Annotated in this window: 20 protein-coding genes and 1 other RNA gene; 17 read left to right on the top strand and 4 right to left on the bottom strand. The window is 62.3% G+C overall.

Going from position 1 to position 20,448, the window contains the following annotated elements:
* Positions 1-26 precede the first annotated feature (26 nt).
* Together M1D78_RS04455 and M1D78_RS04460 are read left to right on the top strand one after the other, a co-directional pair.
* Complete coding sequence (locus tag M1D78_RS04455; protein WP_437422946.1) at positions 27-644, top strand: glutathione S-transferase N-terminal domain-containing protein; 618 nt, start codon at positions 27-29, stop codon at positions 642-644.
* Between the two features lie 16 nt (positions 645-660).
* Positions 661-1,062 carry a ClpXP protease specificity-enhancing factor gene (locus tag M1D78_RS04460; protein WP_437422947.1) on the top strand — a complete coding sequence of 134 codons (402 nt, stop codon included), beginning with the start codon at positions 661-663 and terminating at the stop codon, positions 1,060-1,062.
* 46 nt (positions 1,063-1,108) lie between these two features.
* Here the strand turns inward: M1D78_RS04460 and M1D78_RS04465 are convergent, their stop codons facing one another.
* From M1D78_RS04465 to M1D78_RS04480, 4 genes are all read right to left on the bottom strand, one after another.
* Positions 1,109-1,687, bottom strand: coding sequence for a BON domain-containing protein (locus M1D78_RS04465; protein ID WP_437422948.1), 579 nt, complete (start codon positions 1,685-1,687; stop codon positions 1,109-1,111).
* Positions 1,684-2,277 (bottom strand): phosphoheptose isomerase, encoded by a 594-nt coding sequence (locus M1D78_RS04470; protein ID WP_437422999.1) that lies wholly within the window; start codon positions 2,275-2,277, stop codon positions 1,684-1,686. The genes M1D78_RS04465 and M1D78_RS04470 overlap by 4 nt, the downstream gene beginning before the upstream one ends.
* 72 nt (positions 2,278-2,349) lie before the next feature.
* Positions 2,350-2,769: a YraN family protein gene (locus M1D78_RS04475; RefSeq protein ID WP_437422949.1), complete on the bottom strand. Its 420-nt coding sequence runs from the start codon at positions 2,767-2,769 to the stop codon at positions 2,350-2,352.
* On the bottom strand, positions 2,715-4,490 hold the full coding sequence (locus M1D78_RS04480; protein WP_437422950.1) for a penicillin-binding protein activator: 1,776 nt from the start codon (positions 4,488-4,490) through the stop codon (positions 2,715-2,717). Before M1D78_RS04480 ends, M1D78_RS04475 begins: the two co-directional genes overlap by 55 nt.
* A gap of 138 nt (positions 4,491-4,628) precedes the next feature.
* Here M1D78_RS04480 and rsmI point away from each other — a divergent pair, with 138 nt between their 5' ends.
* The 15 genes from rsmI to M1D78_RS04555 all read left to right on the top strand — a co-directional run bounded on the left by rsmI (position 4,629) and on the right by M1D78_RS04555 (position 20,444).
* Entirely contained in the window at positions 4,629-5,477 is an 849-nt protein-coding gene (gene rsmI / locus M1D78_RS04485) for a 16S rRNA (cytidine(1402)-2'-O)-methyltransferase (RefSeq protein WP_457933576.1), read from the top strand.
* Positions 5,478-5,581: 104 nt separating this feature from the next.
* An RNA gene (rnpB, locus tag M1D78_RS04490) (RNase P RNA component class A) lies at positions 5,582-5,940 on the top strand.
* Between the two features lie 288 nt (positions 5,941-6,228).
* On the top strand, positions 6,229-6,684 hold the full coding sequence (gene mraZ, locus M1D78_RS04495; RefSeq protein ID WP_437422952.1) for a division/cell wall cluster transcriptional repressor MraZ: 456 nt from the start codon (positions 6,229-6,231) through the stop codon (positions 6,682-6,684).
* Positions 6,681-7,628, top strand: a complete 948-nt coding sequence (gene rsmH / locus M1D78_RS04500) for a 16S rRNA (cytosine(1402)-N(4))-methyltransferase RsmH (protein WP_437422953.1) — start codon at positions 6,681-6,683, stop codon at positions 7,626-7,628. Before mraZ ends, rsmH begins: the two co-directional genes overlap by 4 nt.
* A complete protein-coding gene (gene ftsL / locus M1D78_RS04505) occupies positions 7,625-7,912 on the top strand; it encodes a cell division protein FtsL (protein ID WP_437422954.1) in 288 nt (95 codons plus the stop codon). Before rsmH ends, ftsL begins: the two co-directional genes overlap by 4 nt.
* Entirely contained in the window at positions 7,909-9,636 is a 1,728-nt protein-coding gene (locus M1D78_RS04510) for a peptidoglycan D,D-transpeptidase FtsI family protein (protein WP_437422955.1), read from the top strand. The genes ftsL and M1D78_RS04510 overlap by 4 nt, the downstream gene beginning before the upstream one ends.
* Entirely contained in the window at positions 9,636-11,099 is a 1,464-nt protein-coding gene (locus M1D78_RS04515) for a UDP-N-acetylmuramoyl-L-alanyl-D-glutamate--2,6-diaminopimelate ligase (protein ID WP_437422956.1), read from the top strand. Before M1D78_RS04510 ends, M1D78_RS04515 begins: the two co-directional genes overlap by 1 nt.
* Entirely contained in the window at positions 11,092-12,468 is a 1,377-nt protein-coding gene (locus tag M1D78_RS04520; RefSeq protein WP_437422957.1) for a UDP-N-acetylmuramoyl-tripeptide--D-alanyl-D-alanine ligase, read from the top strand. Before M1D78_RS04515 ends, M1D78_RS04520 begins: the two co-directional genes overlap by 8 nt.
* Complete coding sequence (mraY, locus tag M1D78_RS04525; protein WP_437422958.1) at positions 12,468-13,550, top strand: phospho-N-acetylmuramoyl-pentapeptide-transferase; 1,083 nt, start codon at positions 12,468-12,470, stop codon at positions 13,548-13,550. The genes M1D78_RS04520 and mraY overlap by 1 nt, the downstream gene beginning before the upstream one ends.
* 6 nt (positions 13,551-13,556) lie before the next feature.
* Positions 13,557-14,900, top strand: a complete 1,344-nt coding sequence (murD, locus tag M1D78_RS04530) for a UDP-N-acetylmuramoyl-L-alanine--D-glutamate ligase (RefSeq protein ID WP_437422959.1) — start codon at positions 13,557-13,559, stop codon at positions 14,898-14,900.
* Positions 14,900-16,132: a putative lipid II flippase FtsW gene (gene ftsW / locus M1D78_RS04535; protein WP_437422960.1), complete on the top strand. Its 1,233-nt coding sequence runs from the start codon at positions 14,900-14,902 to the stop codon at positions 16,130-16,132. The genes murD and ftsW overlap by 1 nt, the downstream gene beginning before the upstream one ends.
* Complete coding sequence (gene murG / locus M1D78_RS04540) at positions 16,122-17,192, top strand: undecaprenyldiphospho-muramoylpentapeptide beta-N-acetylglucosaminyltransferase (RefSeq protein ID WP_437422961.1); 1,071 nt, start codon at positions 16,122-16,124, stop codon at positions 17,190-17,192. The genes ftsW and murG overlap by 11 nt, the downstream gene beginning before the upstream one ends.
* The gene (murC, locus tag M1D78_RS04545; RefSeq protein WP_437422962.1) at positions 17,185-18,645 is read left to right on the top strand and encodes a UDP-N-acetylmuramate--L-alanine ligase; all 1,461 of its coding nucleotides are present in this window, start codon (positions 17,185-17,187) and stop codon (positions 18,643-18,645) included. The genes murG and murC overlap by 8 nt, the downstream gene beginning before the upstream one ends.
* Complete coding sequence (locus M1D78_RS04550; protein WP_437422963.1) at positions 18,642-19,583, top strand: D-alanine--D-alanine ligase; 942 nt, start codon at positions 18,642-18,644, stop codon at positions 19,581-19,583. The genes murC and M1D78_RS04550 overlap by 4 nt, the downstream gene beginning before the upstream one ends.
* A 3-nt stretch (positions 19,584-19,586) precedes the next feature.
* Complete coding sequence (locus tag M1D78_RS04555; protein WP_437422964.1) at positions 19,587-20,444, top strand: cell division protein FtsQ/DivIB; 858 nt, start codon at positions 19,587-19,589, stop codon at positions 20,442-20,444.
* The last annotated feature ends 4 nt before the right edge of the window (positions 20,445-20,448 follow it).

Below are 20,448 nucleotides of genomic sequence, written 5' to 3' on the forward strand. Positions count from 1 at the left end.
ATAAAAAATTAAGCGAGGAAGGTCCCGTGGCGGTCGCCAACCGGTTGCTCTGCTATTCCGATCCTGCTGATCATTATTCGCATCGCGTGCGGTATGTGCTTGCCGAGAAAGGAGTGTCGGTTGAGGTAGTCGATGTCCTTCTAGGGCAGTGCCCACCGCGACTGGCCGAAGTGAACCCCTACGCAACGGTACCTACCCTCGTCGAGCGTGACCTGGCCCTCTACGAGCCTGGCGTGATTACCGAATACCTCGAGGAGCGGTATCCACACCCGCCGTTAATGCCGGTTTATCCTGTAGCGCGCGCCAATACCCGCTTGCTGGTGCACCGAGTGCAGCGAGACTGGTGTGCGCTGGTGGACAGGATTCAAGACAGGCGTTCAGCTGGTCAGGCCAAGGAGCTGGCCCGTAAGGAGCTGCGCGAAAGCCTGACTGGCGTCTCGCCAATTTTTGCGGAAAAGCCGTATTTTCTAAGCGACGAGATCAGCGTCGTCGACTGTTGTCTGTTGCCTATCCTCTGGCGTTTGCCCACACTGGAGATCGAGTTGCCACGGGCCGCAAAGCCCCTGATCGATTACATGGAGCTCAACTTCGCTCGCGAGGCCTTCCAGGCCAGCTTATCCGCCGTTGAACGCGGCATGCGTTAAAAAGAGAGGCTTTTTCATGACTTCCAGTCGCCCTTATCTGGTCCGTGCGTTGTATGAATGGATCGTGGATAACGACTGCACGCCACATATCCTGGTACACGCGGAGCATCCCGGTGTGAAGGTTCCGCCTGGGTATGCCAGCGACGGGCAAATCGTCTTGAACGTTTCGCCAGGCGCGGTTCGTCGCTTGGATATGAGCAACGAGGCGGTCAGCTTCGAAGGCCGCTTCGGTGGTGTGGCACATGAGCTATATGTGCCGTCTCCGGCGATCATGGCAATCTACGCGCGCGAAAATGGCCAGGGCATGGTTTTTGAAACGGAGCCTACGCCGCCGGATGACGATACGCCGCCAGATGACTCCTCGAAATCGAAGTCAGCGCCAGCGGCGAGCCGTCCGAGCCTGAAGGTCGTGAAGTAAGGCGATAAAGGTGCAAGGCTACGCAGCGCGTAGCCTTCGGTGGTGGTTAGTCGATGTATTCGAACAGCTTGACGATGCGCTGCACGCCGGACACGCCCTGGACGAGGCTTGTTGCGCGGTTGCCTTCCTGACGAGTAACCAGGCCTAGCAAGTAAACGATGCCGTTCTCGGTAATTACCTTGATACGAGAACCCGGCACGCTTTCATCGGCAAGCATTTGCGTCTTGATCTTCGTCGTCAGCCAAGAGTCGTTGCTGCGTGCCAGTGCCGATGAGGGCTTCAGGACCTGGAGTTCGTTATGGACGCGCTTGACGCGCTGAACGGAGCTCGCGGCCTGCTCGGCTGTCTGTTTGAGCTCTTCGCGTGGCGTTTGTCCTGCAAGCAGCACCACCCCGTTATAGCTCGCAACGACGATATGCGAGGCGTTATCCAGGTCTGGGTGAGCCTTGGCGATATTAACCGCCGCTTTGGTCTCGATCAGGGAATCGTCGATCTTGCTGCCAATGGTCCGCGTGCCACGGTCGTCGTTGATCGGCTCATCGCGGGCGGCTGTCAACACCGAGCTGCAGCCTGTAGCGACCAGGCATAGCGTCAGGGTAAGTGCATGCAGTCGAGTCGCTTTCATTCTTCACTCCCAAACAGTTGATTGTCGATCAAGTCGCACAGACAGTGGATGGTGAGCAGATGAACTTCCTGAATCCGGGCGGTGACCTTCGACGAGACTCGGATTTCAACATCCTCCGGTAGCAGCAGCGACGCCATACCACCACCATCGCGACCGGTCAGTGCGACGACGATCATCTCTCGGTCATGAGCGGCCTGGATTGCCTGGATAACATTGGCGGAGTTGCCGCTGGTGGAAATCGCAAGCAGTACATCGCCCGGCTGGCCGAGTGCGCGAATCTGTTTGGAGAACACCTCGTTGTAGCTGTAGTCGTTGGCGATGGAGGTCAGCGTTGAGGTGTCGGTAGTCAGCGCTATTGCCGGCAGGCTGGGGCGCTCACGCTCGAAGCGGTTCAAAAGCTCCGAAGAAAAGTGCTGCGCGTCGCCCGCGGAGCCACCATTGCCGCATGTCAGGATCTTGCCTTCGCTAAGCAACGTATTGACCATCACCTGACCAGCTTGCTCGATGCTGGGTGCCAGCACCTCGGCGGCCTGCTGCTTGGTTTCAATGCTCGCCTGGAAAAGTTGGCGTATACGGGTTTGCATGTCCATCGATGTCACACCTTCGGTATCGGGCATGGCGCGGGCCTTGCCGTAAAAGGGACCGCATGCCGCGTTCAGCGCTCAGCCATCGAACGCGTTGCGGATCCAGTTGGGTGATGCTGCGCTGCTGCCGGCTTCGATGGCAATCACATCGAAGCGGCAGGGATGCCGGGCCCACCGCGATTCCTTTTGCAGGAAAAGTTGGGCTGCCTTGACCAGCTTCTGCTGCTTGCGGTAGTCGACGCTTTCCAGCGCGCCGCCCCAGGCAGTGTGGCGTCTGTAGCGAACCTCGACGAATACTACTGTATCGCCATCGAGCATGACCAGATCAAGCTCGCCGCTGCGGCACGACCAGTTGCGTTGCACGAGGCGCAGGCCGTGTCGTTCCAGGTAGCGTTTGGCGGCGTCCTCGGCCTGCTGCCCTTGTTGCTGCTTGTCCGTCGTGGTCAATAGCGGTCGTCCTGAAGGCGCTGAACTTCGCCGCCACGGAACTCGGCCCATGGAAGGTGGCGCTCGATGCGTTGTTCCTGGGTGAGCGACAGTTTGCCGGAAAGCCCGTCCAGCTCGGTATCGGGTAGTGCCAGCAGCTGGTTCAGGCGAGGCGCGAGCAGGTAGGCGTCTGCGCCCATTGCGTAAAGGCGCCCAAGGCTGCCCTGCGCTTGCGGCCATTTGCGCTCGATGTCCTGGCGCAGCGGGAGTTGCGGATCAAGCAGCCAGGGCGTTTCGGCGAAGCGTATGCCTTCGAGGTCGAGATACTGGCTGCGGTTGTTCGTCGCCGCGTGGAGGTGGGAGGTCGCGTATACCGGCAGGTCGCCCGCGTACTGGAAGATCAGCGTGGGTTTCACCTGCTGAGCCTGCTGCGGCGTAGCGGCAAGGAAAAGAAAGTCGACATCCTGCCGCCGCGTCGGCGTGGCTTCGCCGGTGTTCTGGGTGCGACTGGCGCTGCGTACCTGAAGCAGGTCGGCAATCTGGTTGGCCAGTTCGACCGGCTCGGCGAGCGGCTCGGCGGCAACCAGGGTGCCGCCCAGTTCCAGCCACTGCACACGGAAGGCATCGAGCACACGGTTGCCCCAGTCGCCGCGCGGCGTGAGCGCCACGGCTCGGCGATGCCCATCCTGCCAGGCGCGGCGTGCTACTTCACGGGCTTCGTCTTCGGCAGCGAGGCCGAACTGGAACAACTGAGGCGGGGCTTTCTGATCGGCGTCGCTGTAGTTGAGGGCCAGCGTAGTAATGGGCAGCGTGTCTCGTGAAGCCAGTTGGCGAACCATTTCTTTTTCGAGCGGGCCGACGACCAGCTCTACGCCTGCCGCGCTGGCCTGCCGGTAGAACTCGTCTAGAGAACCAATGCGCGTGCTGTCGAACAGCTCGATGCGAAGGTCATCCCCGGCGTCGAGGTGGGCGGCTAGAAAGCCGTCGCGTAATGCACGGGCGACGTTTGCAAGCGAGCCGTCCATCGGGAGCAGCAGTGCGACATGGGACAGTGGTTTGTCAGCCAGCTCACGTAGCTTTACGAGTGGCTCGGGCAGTTCTCGTGCGGCTGGATGTTCGGGATGTTGCGCGATCCAGGCGTCTATGGCGCGTTGCTGCTGGCCGAGCGTGCCGGCTTGCTTGACTGCCATAGCCAATGACAGCCATCCAGCGAGGTCTCGGTCGGCGCTCGGCTGCAGCGTTTCTGCAGGCAGGCTCGAGACCAGCGACCAAGTTGCTTCATGGTTCTGTTTGGCCTGTTCACCGCTCAATAAGGGAGCAATGAAAGTGCGCTCCCGGGCGGCGTCGAGCGGCCGTTCATTCGCTTCTAATGCAACTGCGCGTGCCAGCTGGGTGCGAATCTGCTGCTCTACCGGTAATTCAGCCAGTCGCTCGAAGGCAGGGTGCTGGAAGGCTTCGAGCGCTTGGGTCGGCTCTTTTGCATCCAATGCAAGTTCTGACCTTAAAGTGAGGGCGAAGACTTGTTGCGCCGGTTTGAGTTGGTCGAGCTGAACCTGCTCGAGAATTTGCCTGGCCTGGGTCAGGTTACCTTGCTGCATGCTCTTGTCGGCTGCTGATAGACGAAGCAGCGCTGCGTCGGCGGTATCGCTCGCGTCAGCCTGTTTCAGCAATTCCTGGGTAGATGCCTGTGGTGTGCGTGGCAGCTCACCCAATGTCGATGAGGGGGAGCTGGCACATGCTGAAAGCAGGGCAGCGAGGCAAAGGAACAGAAGCGGGCGAAGGCGAGCCGTCATGTAGAGAATCCTGAAGCGCTGGCAGTGTGTGGCGGAATTGTACCCAAGCCCTGTCGGGGCGGCGATGTCGCGTCCCTCAAACGGGCTACAATGCGCATTTTGTAAGATCGAGGTAGCCCTGTGACTGCGACAGATGCTGTGAATTCCACCTGCGGCACGCTCTACGTGGTCGCCACGCCGATTGGCAACCTGGAGGACATCAGCGCGCGGGCGCTGCGTGTATTAAGCGAGGTGGCGCTCATCGCGGCAGAGGATACGCGGCATTCGTCCAGGCTCATCCAGCACTTCGGTATCAGCACGCCGCTGGCTGCTTGTCATGAGCACAACGAGCGTGACGAGGGGGGGCGCTTTATTCAGCGTCTGTTGGCGGGCGACAGCGTTGCACTGATATCGGACGCCGGTACGCCACTCATATCGGACCCTGGCTATCACTTGGTCAAGCAGGCCCGAGCTGCGGGTGTTCCTGTCGTGCCGGTGCCGGGCCCTTGCGCGTTGGTCGCTGCGCTTTGTGCGGCGGGGTTGCCTTCGGATCGCTTCATCTTCGAGGGGTTCTTGCCCTCCAAGCAGGCGGGGCGGCGTTCGCGGCTCGAACTGTTGCGTGAGGAGCCGCGTACCCTGATCTTTTATGAGGCGCCGCACCGGATTCTGGATAGCCTGAAAGACATGGAAACTGTATTTGGTGGTGATAGAGCCGCCGTGCTCGGGCGCGAACTGACAAAAACCTTCGAGACCCTCAAGGGTGCGCCGCTCGAAGCACTGCGCGCCTGGGTCGAGGCCGATACCAATCAGCAGCGTGGTGAGTGTGTCGTCGTCGTGGCGGGCTGGCAGGCACCTCAGGGGGAGGAGGCGGTGGATGAAAATGCTCGGCGCATCCTGCGGCTGTTATTGGCGGAGTTGCCTGTCAAGCGCGCAGCCGCCGTCGCAGCGGAGATCACCGGTGCCCGTAAGAACCTGCTGTATCAGCTCGCATTGCAAGAGCGACCCTAGCGGCAATCGCGCCAAGCCGCCTGATGCAAACCGGTTGGTGCTTGGGTCGCGCGGGCGTATCTGCGCTTGCAGCTAGGGCTTTCGCCAAGTAACCTGCCCGTCGGAGAGTCGATCGGACAGTCGCTGTCTCTTTTTGTTCCGCAAGAAGGGAGGGAGGAAAGTCCGGGCTCCATAGGGCAAGGCGCCAGGTAACGCCTGGGGGGCGTGAGCCCACGGAAAGTGCCACAGAAAATAACCGCCTAAGCACTTCGGTGCCGGTAAGGGTGAAAAGGTGCGGTAAGAGCGCACCGCACGGCTGGTAACAGTCCGTGGCTAGGTAAACCCCGCCTGGAGCAAGACCAAATAGGGATCCATTGGCGTGGCCCGCGCTGGATCCGGGTAGGTTGCTAGAGGCAGTCAGTGATGGCTGCCGTAGAGGAATGGCTGTCCTCGACAGAACCCGGCTTACAGATCGACTCTCCGACCTTCTTCTTCCCCGGCTTTTTAGTCCGAAAAATTCTTGCACTTCACAAACCACTTTAAGTTTGTGACGCATCTTCCTGCGTCCGCGCAGCTTCCTCTTGGGATTCGCTTCCCACTTCGTCATTAATCGCCGTTTCGCTAGCTAAATTCCCGCCACATAAGGGTTTTTCCCGTCGGGCTCACCTTGACGGTGGGGCTGAGGCGTTTCTATAGTGCGCACGAGTGGTGGAAAGTGGAATGAAGTGGGTAATTATGGGCATGGATAGCTAATTTCAGGGGAAGCGCAGCCGTGTTTCGCGGAGCTAACGCAATCAGTCTCGATGCCAAAGGCAGGCTAGCGATGCCCAGCCGGTATCGTGACGAGCTCGTTTCGCGTTGCCAGGGCCAGCTCATCATCACGATCGATGCAGTCGATCGCTGCCTCTGTATCTATCCGTTGCCGGAGTGGGAGCAGATCGAAGCCAAGCTGCGCGAGCTGCCGTCGTTGCGCGAAGAAACCCGCCGGCTGCAGCGCCTGTTGATCGGCAATGCCGTGGATCTGGAGATGGACGGGGCGGGCCGGGTGCTCGTGCCGCCTCGCCTGCGTGAATACGCAGCGCTGGACAAGCGAGCCATGTTGGTGGGGCAGCTGAACAAATTCAGCTTGTGGAACGAGGACGACTGGAACGCACAAGCCGATGCGGACCTGGCGGCCATCAAACAACCCGGCGCATTGCCGGAAGAACTGCGTGATTTAATCCTGTGAGCCAGAACAGCGCCTATAAACATGTCACCGTGCTGCTCGACGAAGCCATTGCGGCGCTCGTCGTGCGGGCCGACGGGCGCTACGTGGACGGTACCTTCGGGCGCGGTGGGCATAGCCGGCTGCTGCTGCGGCAGCTCGGGCCTGATGGCCAGGTGCTAGGTTTCGACAAGGACCCGTTGGCCATTTCGACGGGGCAAGCACTGGCGGCCGAAGACGGCCGCTTTGTCGTTGTGCAGAGAAGTTTCGCTGAGCTGGGCGATGAACTCGCACAGCGCGGGTGGGCTGGGACGCTGAGTGGGGTGTTGCTGGATCTGGGCGTGTCCTCTCCGCAATTGGACGATCCCGAGCGCGGTTTCAGTTTCCTCAATGATGGTCCGCTGGACATGCGCATGGATCCGGCGCATGGCATCAGTGCCGCCGAGTGGATCGCCACGGCAGCCGAAGAGGATCTAGCCCGCGTATTCAAGGACTACGGCGAAGAGCGTTTCGCCAAGCGTATGGCTCGCGCGGTCATCCTGCGGCGCACTGAACGACCCTTCGAGCGCACTGCCGATTTGGCCCAGGTTCTGACCGACGCCAATCCGGCGTGGGAGAAGGGTAAGAACCCGGCGACTCGGGCGTTCCAGGGCTTACGTATTTTCATCAACAACGAGCTGGGCGATCTCGAGGCCGGGCTGAGCGCTGCGCTGGAATCGCTTGAGGTCGGCGGTCGCCTGGTGGTGATCAGCTTCCATTCGCTGGAAGATCGCATCGTCAAACAGTTCATGCGGCGTCATGCCAAAGGCGAGGCCGATACGCTGCCGCGCGACCTTCCCATCATTCCCGAAAAGTTCGTGCCTCGCCTCAAGTTGCTGGGCAAGCCGCAATATGCGTCGACCGAAGAGGTCAAGGCCAACCCGCGCGCTCGCAGCGCGGTCATGCGCATCGCGGAGAAGCTCAGATGAGCCGGTTGCGTTCGATGCCCAAGGGCAGCCTGCTGATGTTGGTGCTCTTCATCGCCGTCCTGTTGTCGGCGATCGCCGTCGCCTACAGCGCACACTGGAATCGTCAGCTGCTCAACGAGCTTTACGGTGAACTTAGTGTCCGTGACAAAGCGCAGGCCGAGTGGGGACGTCTGATTCTCGAGCAGAGCACCTGGACGGCGCACAGCCGTATCGAGACGCTGGCAACTGAACGCCTGGACATGCATATCCCCGAGGCGGCCGACGTCAGGCTGGTGAGCCAATGAAGCTCGACGGCGCGCTCTATCCCTGGCGTTTTCGCATCGTCCTCGGCCTGCTGGTAGCGATGGTGGGAGCGCTCGCCTGGCGAATCGTGGATCTGCAGGTATTCGACCAGCCTTTCCTCCAGGGCCAGGGTGATGCGCGCAGCGTACGCCACATCCCAATACCAGCGCATCGTGGATTGATCACGGATCGCCACGGGGAACCCCTGGCAGTGAGCACGCCGGTCACGACGCTGTGGGGCAATCCGCGCGAACTTCAGGCTTCGCAAGCGCGCTGGGACGAGCTGGCAAAGATTCTGGGGCAAGACCCCGCCGCATTCCGCAAGCGCTTAACTGAGCAGGCCGAGCGCGAGTTCACCTACCTGGTGCGTGGCCTGACGCCCGAACAGGGCCAGCGTGTACTCGACTTGAACATCCCGGGTGTCTATGCCCAGGAAGAATTTCGGCGGTTTTACCCAGCCGGCGAGGTGGCCGCGCACGTGGTGGGCTTCACTGATATCGACGATCACGGTCGCGAGGGGATGGAACTGGCCTATGACGAGTGGTTGGCTGGCGTACCGGGCAAGCGCCAGGTCCTCAAGGACCGTCGCGGGCGTCTGATCAAAGATGTCCAAGTAGTGAAGAACGCCAAGGCCGGCAAGGCACTCGCGCTGTCTATCGACCTGCGCATGCAGTACCTGGCGCACAGCGAGCTGCGCAAGGTCATGCAGGAACATGGTGCGAAGGCGGCCAGCCTCGTCATGGTCGACGTTAAAACTGGCGAAATCCTCGCCATGGCCAACCAGCCGACGTACAACCCCAACAACCGTCGCAATCTTCAGCCGGCCGCGATGCGTAACCGAGCGCTGATCGATGTGTTCGAACCGGGTTCGACGGTCAAGCCGTTCAGCATTGCCGCTGCCTTGGGCACGGGCAAGTACCACCCCGAGTCGGTGGTGAATACGCTGCCGGGCTGGATGCGCATCGGTCGCTACACCATCCGCGACGTGTCGCGAGGCGGCATGCTGAACCTGACCGGCATCCTGATGAAGTCGAGCAACGTCGGCATCAGCAAGATTGCTTTGGACATCGGCCCCGAGCCCGTTCACGCCATCATGCAGCAGGCTGGTTTCGGCCAGTCCACGGGCCTTGGCTTTCCTGGCGAACGTGTCGGCAATCTGCCGAACCACCGCAAGTGGCGGGACGCCGAGACGGCATCGCTCGCTTATGGCTACGGCCTGTCGGTAACGGCCGTTCAGCTTGCCCATGCCTACGCCATGCTGGGTAATGAAGGTAAGAACGTGCCGCTGTCTCTGTTGCGCCTCGACCAGCCGCAGGACGGCGTGCAGGTGATCGACAAGGAAATCTCCAAGACCGTGCTGCGCATGCTGCAGGCGGTCGTCGAAGAAGATGGCGGTGGCGGCGCGCGTGCGAAGGTGCCGAGTTACCACGTTGGCGGAAAGAGCGGGACGGCGAAGAAGATTTCTGGCACGGGTGGCTATACGAAGGATGCTTATCGTGCGTTCTTCGCCGGGGTCGCGCCCGTTACCGACCCGCGGATTGCCGTCGTGGTCGTGGTCGACGAGCCCAGCGAGGGCGGCTATTACGGGGGCCTGGTGTCTGCCCCTGTGTTTGGCAAGGTGGCGGCTCGCGCGCTGCGCTTGATGAATATCGCGCCTGACAACCTGGCGCCGCCCGTGGAAGTGCAAACCGCCGAGGCCCTCAAGAGCAAGGGAGGGCGTAGCTGATGCCGATGCCATTGAATCAACTGTTACCGCAGGCCGAGGGCGCCGAGCTGATTCGTGAGTTGACGCTCGATAGCCGCAAGGTTCGGCCGGGCGATCTTTTCCTCGCCGTGCCAGGCCTGCAGCACGACGGTCGCGCGCATATCGGGGATGCTATCGAGCGGGGCGCAGCAGCCGTCGCTTACGAAGCTGAAGGTGCCGGTGAACTGAGTGCCGTTGGCGCTACGCTGGTGCCGGTACACCATCTGGCGGAGCAGCTTTCCGCGATCGCCGGGCGCTTCTATGGCGAGCCGAGTCGCAGCCTGCACTTGGCTGGCGTGACCGGGACGAACGGCAAAACGACGGTGTCTTTCCTGATTGCCCAGGCGCTCGACCGTCTCGGCGAACGGTGCGGCATCATCGGCACGCTGGGGACCGGCTTTCATGGCGAGTTGTCGCTTGGCCGGCATACCACGCCGGACGCCATTGGCGTGCAAGCCACCTTGGCCAACTTGCGTAAACAAGGCGCACGTGCGGCGGCGATGGAAGTGTCGTCGCACGGCTTGTCGCAAGGTCGGGTGGCGGCTCTGGCTTTCGACGTCGCGGTGTTCACGAACCTGTCGCGCGACCATCTCGACTATCACGGCTCCATGGAGGCGTACGGTCAGGCCAAGGCGCGGCTGTTCGAGATGCCAGGGCTTCGTTGCCGCGTGCTCAATCTGGACGATGCCTTCGGTCGCGCCTTGGCGGCGAGAGAAGCTGAATCGCGCCTGATCACCTACAGCCTTGAGGATCCTTCCGCCTACCTTTACTGCGCGGATGCCCGGCTCGATGACGATGGTCTGCATGCCCGTCTTGTGACGCCGCAAGGCGAGCGCTCGCTGCGCAGCACCCTGCTTGGCCGCTTCAACGTCAGCAATGTGCTGGCTGCGATCGGCGCGCTACTGGGTATGGATTACCCCCTCGATGAAATCCTTGCGGTGATGCCCCAGCTCGCCGGTCCAGAAGGCCGGATGCAACGCATGGGCGGTGGCGACCTGCCATTGGTCGTCGTGGACTATGCCCACACGCCCGACGCGTTGGAAAAGGTCCTAGATGCATTGCGCCCACATGCGCGTGGCCGCCTGTTGTGCCTGTTCGGCTGTGGCGGTGACCGCGACCGCGGCAAGCGTGCGTTGATGGCAAGTGTGGCCGAGCGGTTGGCCGACCATGTGATTGTGACGGATGACAACCCTCGCGGCGAGGAGCCGCTGCGGATATTCGACGACATCCGTGCGGGCTTTGCCGAGCCCGGAAAAACCCGCTTTATCGCCGGGCGGGCACACGCGATTGCCGAATGCATCGGTGCCAGCACTCGCGATGACGTCGTCCTGCTGGCCGGCAAGGGGCATGAGGATTATCAGGAAATCAAGGGAGAGCGCCTGCCGTTCTCGGATCTCGAGCAGGCCAACGTTGCGTTGGCCGCCTGGAGGGACGCCAATGCTTGAACCTATCCATCTGAACGCTATTGCCAGCACGCTCTCCGGCAGCCTTATTGGAACAGACGTTTCGTTCGATGCGGTGGCGACTGATAGCCGTTCGATTGGCCCAGGCCAACTCTTCATCGCGTTGGTCGGGCCGCGGTTCGACGGCCATGCGTATCTGGCCGATGTCGCCGCCAGGGGAGCAGTCGCTGCCGTGGTCGAGCGCCATGTTGCTGAGGTAGACCTGCCGCAACTGGTGGTCCCGGACAGCCGAATCGCGCTCGGTCAGTTGGGCGCGTTGAACCGCAGCGCTTTCCAGGGGCCGGTCGCAGCCATTACCGGCTCCAGCGGCAAGACCAGCGTCAAGGAGTTGCTTGCCAGCATTCTGCGGGCCGCCTATGGCGACGAGGCCGTGCTAGCCACCCGCGGCAACTTGAATAATGACTTGGGTGCTCCACTCACGCTGCTGGAACTGGGTCCCGGGCACCGTGCTGCCGTTATCGAGCTGGGCGCCTCACGCGTCGGTGAAATCGCTTACACCGTGAACCTGACCCGGCCGGACGTCAGCCTGATTACCAACGCCGGTACCGCGCACGTCGGTGAATTTGGCGGGCCGGAGAAAATCGTCGAAGCCAAGGGCGAAATCCTTGATGGACTGTCGGATACCGGCGTTGCCGTACTCAATCGCGACGACAAGGCGTATCCCACTTGGCAGGCCCGGGCTGGCAACAGGCGCATCGTCAGCTTTGCGATGCAGAGTCCAATCGCCGACTTCCATCCCGCCTCGATTGCCTACGACCAACGCGGCTGCCCCAATTTCGTGCTCAACGGCCTGGGCGGGTCCGCACGGGTGCAGCTCAACCTGCTCGGGCGGCACAACGTGGCCAATGCCCTGGCCGCGGCGGCTGCAGCGCATGCGCTGGGTGTGTCTTCGGATCACATTGTCGCCGGGCTGGAACGTCTCCAGCCGGTCAAGGGGCGTGGCGTCGCGCAGATGCTCGGTAATGGCGTGCGCCTGATCGATGACACCTATAACGCTAATCCGGCGTCCATCTGCGCTGCAATCGACGTCTTGAACGGATTCGCCGGTCGCAAGGTGCTGGTGCTCGGCGACATGGGCGAGCTGGGCGAATGGGCCGAGCAGGGGCACGCCGAGGTCGGTCAATACGCCGTCGGCAAGGTCGATGCGTTACTGGCGGTCGGGCCGTTGATGCAGCATGCCGTCGACGCGTTCGGCTCGGGTGCCCGTCATTTCCAGGATCAGCAGAGCCTGATCGATGTGTTGAGGCTCGAGCAGGGCAACGGCACGACCCTTTTGATCAAGGGATCACGGAGCGCCGCGATGGACAAGGTCGTCGCCGCGCTGTCGCTCCCCGCCATGGAGAAACATTGATGCTGCTGCTGCTCGCCGAGTACTTGCAACAGTTCCATAAGGGCTTCTCGGTCTTTCAGTACTTGACCCTGCGCGGCATTCTGGGCGTGCTCAGTGCGCTGGTGCTTTCGCTGTGGATGGGGCCTTGGCTCATTCGCACGCTGCAGTTGCGGCAAATCGGCCAAGCCGTGCGGAACGACGGGCCGCAATCGCACCTCTCCAAGTCGGGGACCCCCACTATGGGGGGCGCGCTTATTCTCAGCGCCATCGCCATCAGCACACTGCTTTGGGCCGATCTGACCAACCGCTATGTGTGGGTGGTATTGATCGTAACGCTGCTGTTTGGTGCGATCGGCTGGGTGGACGACTACCGCAAGGTGATCGAGAAGAATTCGCGTGGCCTGCCGAGCCGCTGGAAGTATTTTTGGCAGTCGGTGTTTGGCCTGGGCGCGGCAATCTTCCTCTACGCGACTGCCCAATCGCCGGTCGAAACCACCCTGATCCTTCCTCTGATCAAAGACATCGAAGTCCCGTTGGGGATCGGCTTCGTCGTGCTGACCTACTTTGTGATCGTTGGCTCGAGCAACGCGGTGAACCTTACCGATGGTCTCGATGGCCTGGCGATCATGCCAACGGTAATGGTTGGCGGCGGGCTGGGCATCTTCTGTTACCTGTCCGGCAACGTAAATTTTGCAGAGTACCTGTTGATTCCAAGCGTGCCGGGCTCCGGAGAGTTGATCGTATTCTGCGGCGCACTGATCGGCGCTGGCCTCGGCTTTCTTTGGTTCAACACCTACCCCGCTCAGGTCTTCATGGGTGACGTCGGTGCGCTGGCGCTCGGCGCAGCTCTGGGCACCATCGCGGTCATCGTCCGCCAGGAAGTGGTGCTGTTCATCATGGGCGGCGTGTTCGTCATGGAAACGCTGTCGGTGATCGTGCAGGTCGCATCGTTCAAGTTGACCGGCAAGCGCGTGTTTCGCATGGCGCCGATCCATCACCATTTCGAACTCAAAGGCTGGCCCGAGCCGCGCGTGATTGTGCGCTTCTGGATCATCACCGTGATTCTGGTGCTGGTCGGCCTTGCCACGTTGAAGTTGAGGTAACCGAGAGTGCTCATCGCCTCCGATCAATTCCGCATCGTTGTCGGCCTCGGCAAGAGCGGCATGTCCGTGGTTCGCCACCTGGCGCGCCGCGGGTTGCCGTTCGCCGTGGTCGATACGCGGGAAAATCCGCCTGAGCTGGCTACCCTGACCTCGCAGTACCCGAACGTTGAGGTGCGCTGCGGCGCGCTGGATTCCGATTTTCTCTGCCGGGCCAGTGAGTTGATCGTCAGCCCAGGCCTGCCGGTCAGCACGCCGGCGCTACAGGCCGCGGCCGCGCAAGGCGTGAAGCTGGTCGGGGACATTGAGCTGTTCGCGCGGGAGGCGAAGGCGCCAATCGTGGCGATCACCGGTTCCAACGCCAAGAGCACCGTGACCACGCTGGTTGGCGAGATGGCTATTGCTGCCGGGCGCAAGGTGGCGGTGGGAGGCAATCTCGGCATGCCGGCGCTCGACCTGCTCGACGATGAGGTCGAGCTCTATGTGCTAGAGCTCTCCAGCTTCCAGTTGGAAACTACCGACCAGCTGAATGCCGAGGTCGCGACCTGCCTCAATATCAGCGAAGACCACATGGATCGCTACGACGGTTTGCCTGCCTACCACCAGGCCAAGCACAGGATCTTCCGTGGCGCGCGCCAGGTCGTGATCAATCGCGACGATCGGCTCAGCCGGCCACTGGTTGCCGAAGACTTGCCCGCTTGGTCATTCGGCCTGGGCAAGCCGGATTTCAAGGGCTTCGGGCTTTTCGAGGAAAATGGCGAAAAGTTTTTGGCGTTCCAGTTCGACCCATTGATGCCGGCCAGCCAGTTGCGTATGCGGGGCGCGCATAACCAGTCCAACGCCTTGGCCGCGCTGGCCATCGGGCATGCCGTTGGGTTGCCGTTCGCTCCGATGCTTGATGTGTTGCGCCAGTTCACCGGCCTGCCGCATCGCTGCCAGTGGGTTAGTGAGCGCAAGGGCGTGAGTTTCTACGATGACTCGAAGGCGACCAACGTCGGTGCTGCGTTGGCTGCCATCGATGGATTGGGCAGCGATATTGAAGGTCGTCTGGTTCTGATCGCCGGTGGTGACGGTAAGGGCGCCGACTTCAGTGCGCTGCACAGCCCCGTCGCTCGCTATTGCCGAGACGTCGTATTGCTCGGGCGTGACGCCGAGCTCCTCGCGGCTGCTCTGGATGGGGCGGCGCCGATTCATCGCGCCGAAACCATGCAGCAGGCAGTGCAGATGGCTGCGAAGCTGGCCCAGTATGGAGATTCGGTATTGCTTTCGCCGGCGTGCGCCAGCCTCGACATGTTCGCCAACTTCGAAGATCGCGGACGCCAGTTCGCCGCTGCGGTGGGGGCGCTCAGCTGATGCTCGCTTTCCTGCGTGGTGCACCGTCGCCCCTGCTCAGTCGTCGTGGCATCGACCTCGATTTCCCGATGCTGGCTGGTTGTCTGGCCCTGCTGGGGCTCGGGCTGGTGATGATCACCTCCGCATCATCGGAAGTGGCTGCGGTGAACGCAGGCAGCTCGATGTACTACACCATTCGCCACCTTATATATGTCCTGTTGGGGCTGGTGGCGGCCGCGGGCGTTCTGCTGGTGCCGGTGTCGGCGTGGCAGCGGCTGGACTGGATGCTTCTGCTGGCCGCGTTCGCCTTGTTGATCCTTGTACTGGTGCCGGGCATCGGCCGCGAGGTCAACGGGTCCATGCGCTGGATCGGCTTCGGCGTCTTTAACGTACAACCGTCGGAACTGGCTAAGCTGTTCGTCGTGGTGTACCTCGCCGGCTATCTGGTGCGCCGCCAACACGAAGTGCGGGAAAGTTTCTGGGGCTTCCTCAAGCCGTTTCTCGTACTGCTGCCGATGGCGCTGTTGTTGCTGCTTGAGCCCGACTTCGGCGCCACGGTGGTAATGATGGGTTCGGCGGTTGCGATGCTCTTTCTGGGCGGCGTCGGGTTGATTCGCTTCAGTCTGCTGGTCGTCCTTGCCGTCGGCGCGGTGTTCGTGCTGGTGCAAACGCAGGAATACCGCCTACAACGGCTGATCACCTTTACCGACCCTTGGGCCGATCAATACGGTGCGGGTTACCAGCTGACCCAGGCGCTGATCGCCTTCGGCCGCGGCGAGTGGTTGGGTCTGGGCCTCGGCAACAGCGTACAGAAACAGTTCTACCTGCCTGAGGCGCATACCGACTTCGTGTTCTCGGTCCTGGCCGAAGAACTGGGCATGGCCGGCGCCCTGCTGACTATCCTGCTGTTCGCCTTCGTTGGCGTTCGGGCCTTATATATCGGCCTGGCAGCGGAGCGGGCGCGCCAATTCTTCGCAGCTTATGTCGCATGGGGCCTGGCGTTCCTCTGGCTTGGCCAGTTCTTGATCAATGTCGGGGTTAACGTCGGCTTGCTGCCGACCAAGGGACTGACGCTGCCGTTCCTCAGCTACGGCGGCAGTTCGCTGGTCGTCACGTGCGCCAGTATGGCGCTGCTGCTGCGGATCGAATGGGAGAGCCGCACCGTGCTGGGCAGCGAAGACGTCGAGTTCAGCGAAGACGACTTCGACGAGGCGCCGAAGGCCAAGGGCAAGGAGGTCGCTCATGGCCGGTAATGTCCTGATCATGGCAGGCGGCACCGGTGGCCACGTGTTCCCGGCTCTTGCCTGCGCCTACGAGTTTCAAAGCCGCGGATATCATGTGCACTGGCTCGGTACGCCTCGGGGCATTGAAAATGAGGTCGTGCCGGCTGCTGGATTGCCACTGCACTTGATCCAGGTAAGCGGACTGCGCGGCAAAGGTCTCAGCTCATTGCTGAAGGCACCTTTTCAACTACTGCGTTCGCTGTGGCAGGCACGCCGCGTGATGCGTGAGCTCAATCCGGTTTGCGTGCTAGGACTGGGTGGCTACGTGACCGGCCCTGGCGGGCTGGCTGCGAAGCTCGCCGGTGTGCCGCTGGTCATCCATGAGCAGAACGCCGTGGCCGGGACCGCGAACCGCAGCTTGGTCCCCTTCGCGCAGCGTATCTGCGAAGCCTTCCCAGACACCTTCACGGCAGGCAGCAAGCGCCGTACCACGGGCAATCCGGTTCGGCGCGAGCTGTTTCTCGAGACCCCGCGCCAAACGCTGGTCGGCCGCCGGCCGCGGTTGCTCGTCCTGGGCGGCAGCCTGGGCGCCGAGCCTCTGAACAAACTACTCCCCGAAGCCTTGGGTCGGGTGAGCTCCGATGTACGCCCCGAGGTTTTCCACCAAGCCGGCAAGCAGCACGCTGACCTGACTCGTGAACGCTACGCAGAAGCAGGCGTCGAGGCCGAGGTGGCGCCCTTCATCAAGGACATGGCGCAAGCCTACGCCTGGGCCGACCTGGTCGTTTGTCGTGCAGGCGCGCTGACCGTGTGCGAACTGGCCGCCGCTGGGCTGCCCTCGTTCCTGGTGCCGCTGCCGCACGCAATCGACGACCACCAGACCCGCAACGCCGAATACCTGGCGAAGGAGGGCGCTGCCGTTCTTCTGCCACAAGCTACGACTGACGCCACTGCCATGGCGGCTCAGCTGACCGAGGTAATGATGCAGCCGGAAAAACTCAAGGCCATGGGCGCCACGGCGCGTCGGCTGGCCCGCCCCGACGCCACCCGTAGCGTCGTCGATATTTGCCTGGAGGTGGCTCATGGCTAAATCGCCAGCGGCGGTCAAGGCTGAAGTGCGGCGCATGCGCCGGATTCGCCGCATTCATTTCGTCGGGGTCGGCGGCGTTGGCATGTGCGGTATTGCCGAAGTGCTGCTGAACCTCGGCTATGACGTCTCCGGTTCGGATTTGAAGAGCTCGGCGAGCACGGAGCGCCTGCAGAATTTCGGCGCCCATATTTTCATCGGTCACGAGGCCGGTAACGTGGCCGGCGCTGATGTCCTGGTCGTTTCCAGCGCGATCAACCAGGCCAACCCAGAGGTCGCGTTTGCGCTGGAGCAGCGCATCCCAGTCGTGCCGCGTGCCGAAATGCTGGCCGAACTGATGCGCTACCGTCACGGAATCGCTGTCGCCGGTACCCACGGCAAGACCACGACGACCAGCCTGCTGGCGTCGGTCTTCGCCGCCGGCGGCCTGGACCCGACCTTCGTCATCGGTGGCCGCTTGACCGCAGCCGGCACCAATGCGCAGCTGGGTACCAGCCGCTACCTGATCGCCGAGGCCGACGAGAGCGACGCCAGTTTCCTCCATCTGCAGCCGATGGTCGCCGTGGTGACCAATATTGACGCCGACCACATGAGCACCTATGGCGGCGACTTCGGCAAGCTGAAAAAGACCTTCGTCGAGTTTCTTCACAATTTGCCGTTCTATGGCCTGGCGGTGCTTTGCGTCGACGACCCGGTCGTGCGGGAGATCATCCCGCAGGTCGGCCGGCCGATCACCACCTACGGCGTCAGCGATGACGCCGACGTGCGCGCCATCAATGTGCGTCAGGAAGGGATGCGGACGTATTTCACCGTGCTGCGCGACGGCTTCGATCCGCTCGACGTCTCGGTGAACATGCCGGGTAACCACAACGTGCTCAACGCTTTGGCGACCATCGCCATCGCCACCGATGAAGGCATTGATGACGAAGCGATCGTCCAGGGTCTTTCCGGGTTCGCCGGTGTCGGGCGCCGATTCCAGGTTTACGGTGAGCTGCCGGTGGATGGCGGTAGCGTGATGCTCGTAGACGATTACGGCCATCATCCTCGCGAAGTCGCCGCGGTGATCCAGGCCGTACGTGGCGGCTGGCCGGAGCGGCGCCTGGTGATGGTCTACCAGCCCCACCGCTTCAGCCGCACCCGCGACCTATACGACGATTTCGTTCAGGTCCTTGCCGACGCCAACGTGCTGCTGTTGATGGAGGTATACCCGGCCGGCGAAGAGCCCATTCCGGGCGCCGATAGCCGTCACCTGTGCCACAGCATCCGCCAGCGCGGGCAGTTGGACCCCATCTACATCGAGCGTGGGGGCGACCTCGCGCCATTGGTCAAGCCGTTGCTGCGCGCGGGCGACATCCTCCTGTGTCAGGGCGCTGGCGACATCGGCGGCCTGGCCCCGCAGCTGATCAAGAGTCCTGTGTTTGCGGCGCAGCTGAGCGCCGCGAGGAAAAGCCAATGACAACCCTGCAATCGACGCGTAAACCCGGGGCCTTTGGCCGGGTTGCAGTTCTCTACGGCGGCAAGAGTGCCGAGCGCGAGGTGTCGCTCAAGTCCGGCGCGGCGGTGTTGACGGCGTTGCAGGCCGCCGGTGTGGACGCCTTTGGCATCGACGTCGGTGACGACTTGCTGCAGCGGTTGAACAGCGAGCACATCGATCGGGCCTTTATCGTGCTGCATGGGCGTGGCGGCGAAGACGGAAGCATGCAGGGGCTGCTCGAGTGCGCCGGGATCCCGTATACCGGCAGCGGCATTCTCGCGTCAGCGCTGGCCATGGACAAGCTGCGGACAAAGCAGGTCTGGCAAAGCCTGGGGCTGCCGACGCCGCGTCACGCTGTACTGGCTAGCGAGGCAGATTGTCACGCGGCGGCTCAGGCGCTGGGTTTCCCATTGATCGTCAAGCCCGCCCATGAAGGTTCGAGCATCGGCATGGCGAAGGTTGGCGGCATCGCCGATCTGATCGCCGCCTGGCGGGCCGCCAGCGCCTACGACTCACAGGTGCTGGTCGAGCAATGGATCCAGGGGCCGGAGTACACCATCGCCACGTTGCGCGGAAGCGTGCTGCCTCCTATAGGCCTCGGTACACCGCACACTTTCTACGACTACGACGCCAAGTACGTGGCCAATGATACCCAGTACCGCATTCCCTGCGGGCTGGATGCAGCCAAGGAACAGGAGCTGAAGGACCTGTCTGCGCGTGCCTGCGAGGCGGTTGGCGTGCAGGGATGGGCCCGTGTGGACGTGATGCAGGACAGTGAAGGCGCCTTTTGGCTACTGGAAGTCAACACCGTACCCGGCATGACCGACCACAGCCTGGTACCGATGGCTGCGCGCGCTGCGGGGCTGGATTTCCAGCAGCTGGTACTGGCTATTCTCGACGCCGGCATGGTGGGGGAGTAAACGATGATCGCCACGCTGCGCCATTCACAGCCTGCTTCTGGCCGGGGTACCCGCAAGCCAGCACCTCGTGGTGCCAGCCGGCTGGTAGCTCGCGAGCCGCTGTCGGCGCGTTTGCCCCGGCCGAGCCTGAGTGCATTCAAGCGAGTCCTGTGGCCGGTGATGCTGGTCGCATTGGCGGTTGGGCTTTATGAGCTAACACAGCATTTGGCGCCCTATGCGGATCGCCCGATCAGCAAGGTCAGCGTGCGAGGCGACTTGACCTACGTCGATCAACAGGCCGTTCAGGCGCGTATGGCTCCGTTCGTCGAGGCCAGCTTCTTCGAGGTTGACCTCGATGGCCTGCGTCACGACCTTGAGCAGATGCCATGGATCGCCAGCGTCGAGGTCCGTCGGGTCTGGCCGGATCAAGTGACCGTACGCCTTGAAGAGCAGTTGCCCATCGCTCGCTGGGGCGACGAGGCGCTGCTGAACAACAACGGGCAGGCTTTTGCGCCGAATGACCCGACTAAATATGAACACCTGCCGCAATTGTATGGTCCGAAGCGGGCCCAGCAGCGGGTCATGCAGCAATACCAGATGCTCAGCCAGATGCTGCGACCGCTCGGCTTCTCCATTGCACGCCTCGAATTGCGAGCGCGAGGCAGCTGGTTTCTGACCACCAAGCAGGGCATTGAACTGCTGCTCGGCAGGGATCAGGTCATCGAAAAGATGCGTCGCTTCATCGCGATCTACCAGCAGGAGCTGGCCCAGCAGAACGACAAAATTGCGCGGATCGATCTCCGCTACGCCAACGGCCTGGCCGTGGCATGGCACGAGGCGAGCCCGACCACGGCGGACGAAGCCGTCGTTGCGAAGAATTGAGGAA

Source organism: Pseudomonas sp. SA195 (genome assembly GCF_054131565.1).

Bases quoted from the DNA above. Each gene is read 5' to 3' on its own strand.
- ftsW (WP_437422960.1), top strand. From the start codon at position 14,900: ATGCTCGCTTTCCTGCGTGGTGCACCGTCGCCCCTGCTCAGTCGTCGT.
- murC (WP_437422962.1), top strand. From the start codon at position 17,185: ATGGCTAAATCGCCAGCGGCGGTCAAGGCTGAAGTGCGGCGCATGCGC.
- mraY (WP_437422958.1), top strand. From the start codon at position 12,468: ATGCTGCTGCTGCTCGCCGAGTACTTGCAACAGTTCCATAAGGGCTTC.
- M1D78_RS04510 (WP_437422955.1), top strand. From the start codon at position 7,909: ATGAAGCTCGACGGCGCGCTCTATCCCTGGCGTTTTCGCATCGTCCTC.
- M1D78_RS04475 (WP_437422949.1), bottom strand. From the start codon at position 2,769: ATGGGCCGAGTTCCGTGGCGGCGAAGTTCAGCGCCTTCAGGACGACCG.
- M1D78_RS04470 (WP_437422999.1), bottom strand. From the start codon at position 2,277: ATGGACATGCAAACCCGTATACGCCAACTTTTCCAGGCGAGCATTGAA.
- M1D78_RS04550 (WP_437422963.1), top strand. From the start codon at position 18,642: ATGACAACCCTGCAATCGACGCGTAAACCCGGGGCCTTTGGCCGGGTT.
- M1D78_RS04480 (WP_437422950.1), bottom strand. From the start codon at position 4,490: ATGACGGCTCGCCTTCGCCCGCTTCTGTTCCTTTGCCTCGCTGCCCTG.
- M1D78_RS04520 (WP_437422957.1), top strand. From the start codon at position 11,092: ATGCTTGAACCTATCCATCTGAACGCTATTGCCAGCACGCTCTCCGGC.
- ftsL (WP_437422954.1), top strand. From the start codon at position 7,625: ATGAGCCGGTTGCGTTCGATGCCCAAGGGCAGCCTGCTGATGTTGGTG.
- M1D78_RS04555 (WP_437422964.1), top strand. From the start codon at position 19,587: ATGATCGCCACGCTGCGCCATTCACAGCCTGCTTCTGGCCGGGGTACC.
- M1D78_RS04465 (WP_437422948.1), bottom strand. From the start codon at position 1,687: ATGAAAGCGACTCGACTGCATGCACTTACCCTGACGCTATGCCTGGTC.
- M1D78_RS04515 (WP_437422956.1), top strand. From the start codon at position 9,636: ATGCCGATGCCATTGAATCAACTGTTACCGCAGGCCGAGGGCGCCGAG.
- murG (WP_437422961.1), top strand. From the start codon at position 16,122: ATGGCCGGTAATGTCCTGATCATGGCAGGCGGCACCGGTGGCCACGTG.
- M1D78_RS04460 (WP_437422947.1), top strand. From the start codon at position 661: ATGACTTCCAGTCGCCCTTATCTGGTCCGTGCGTTGTATGAATGGATC.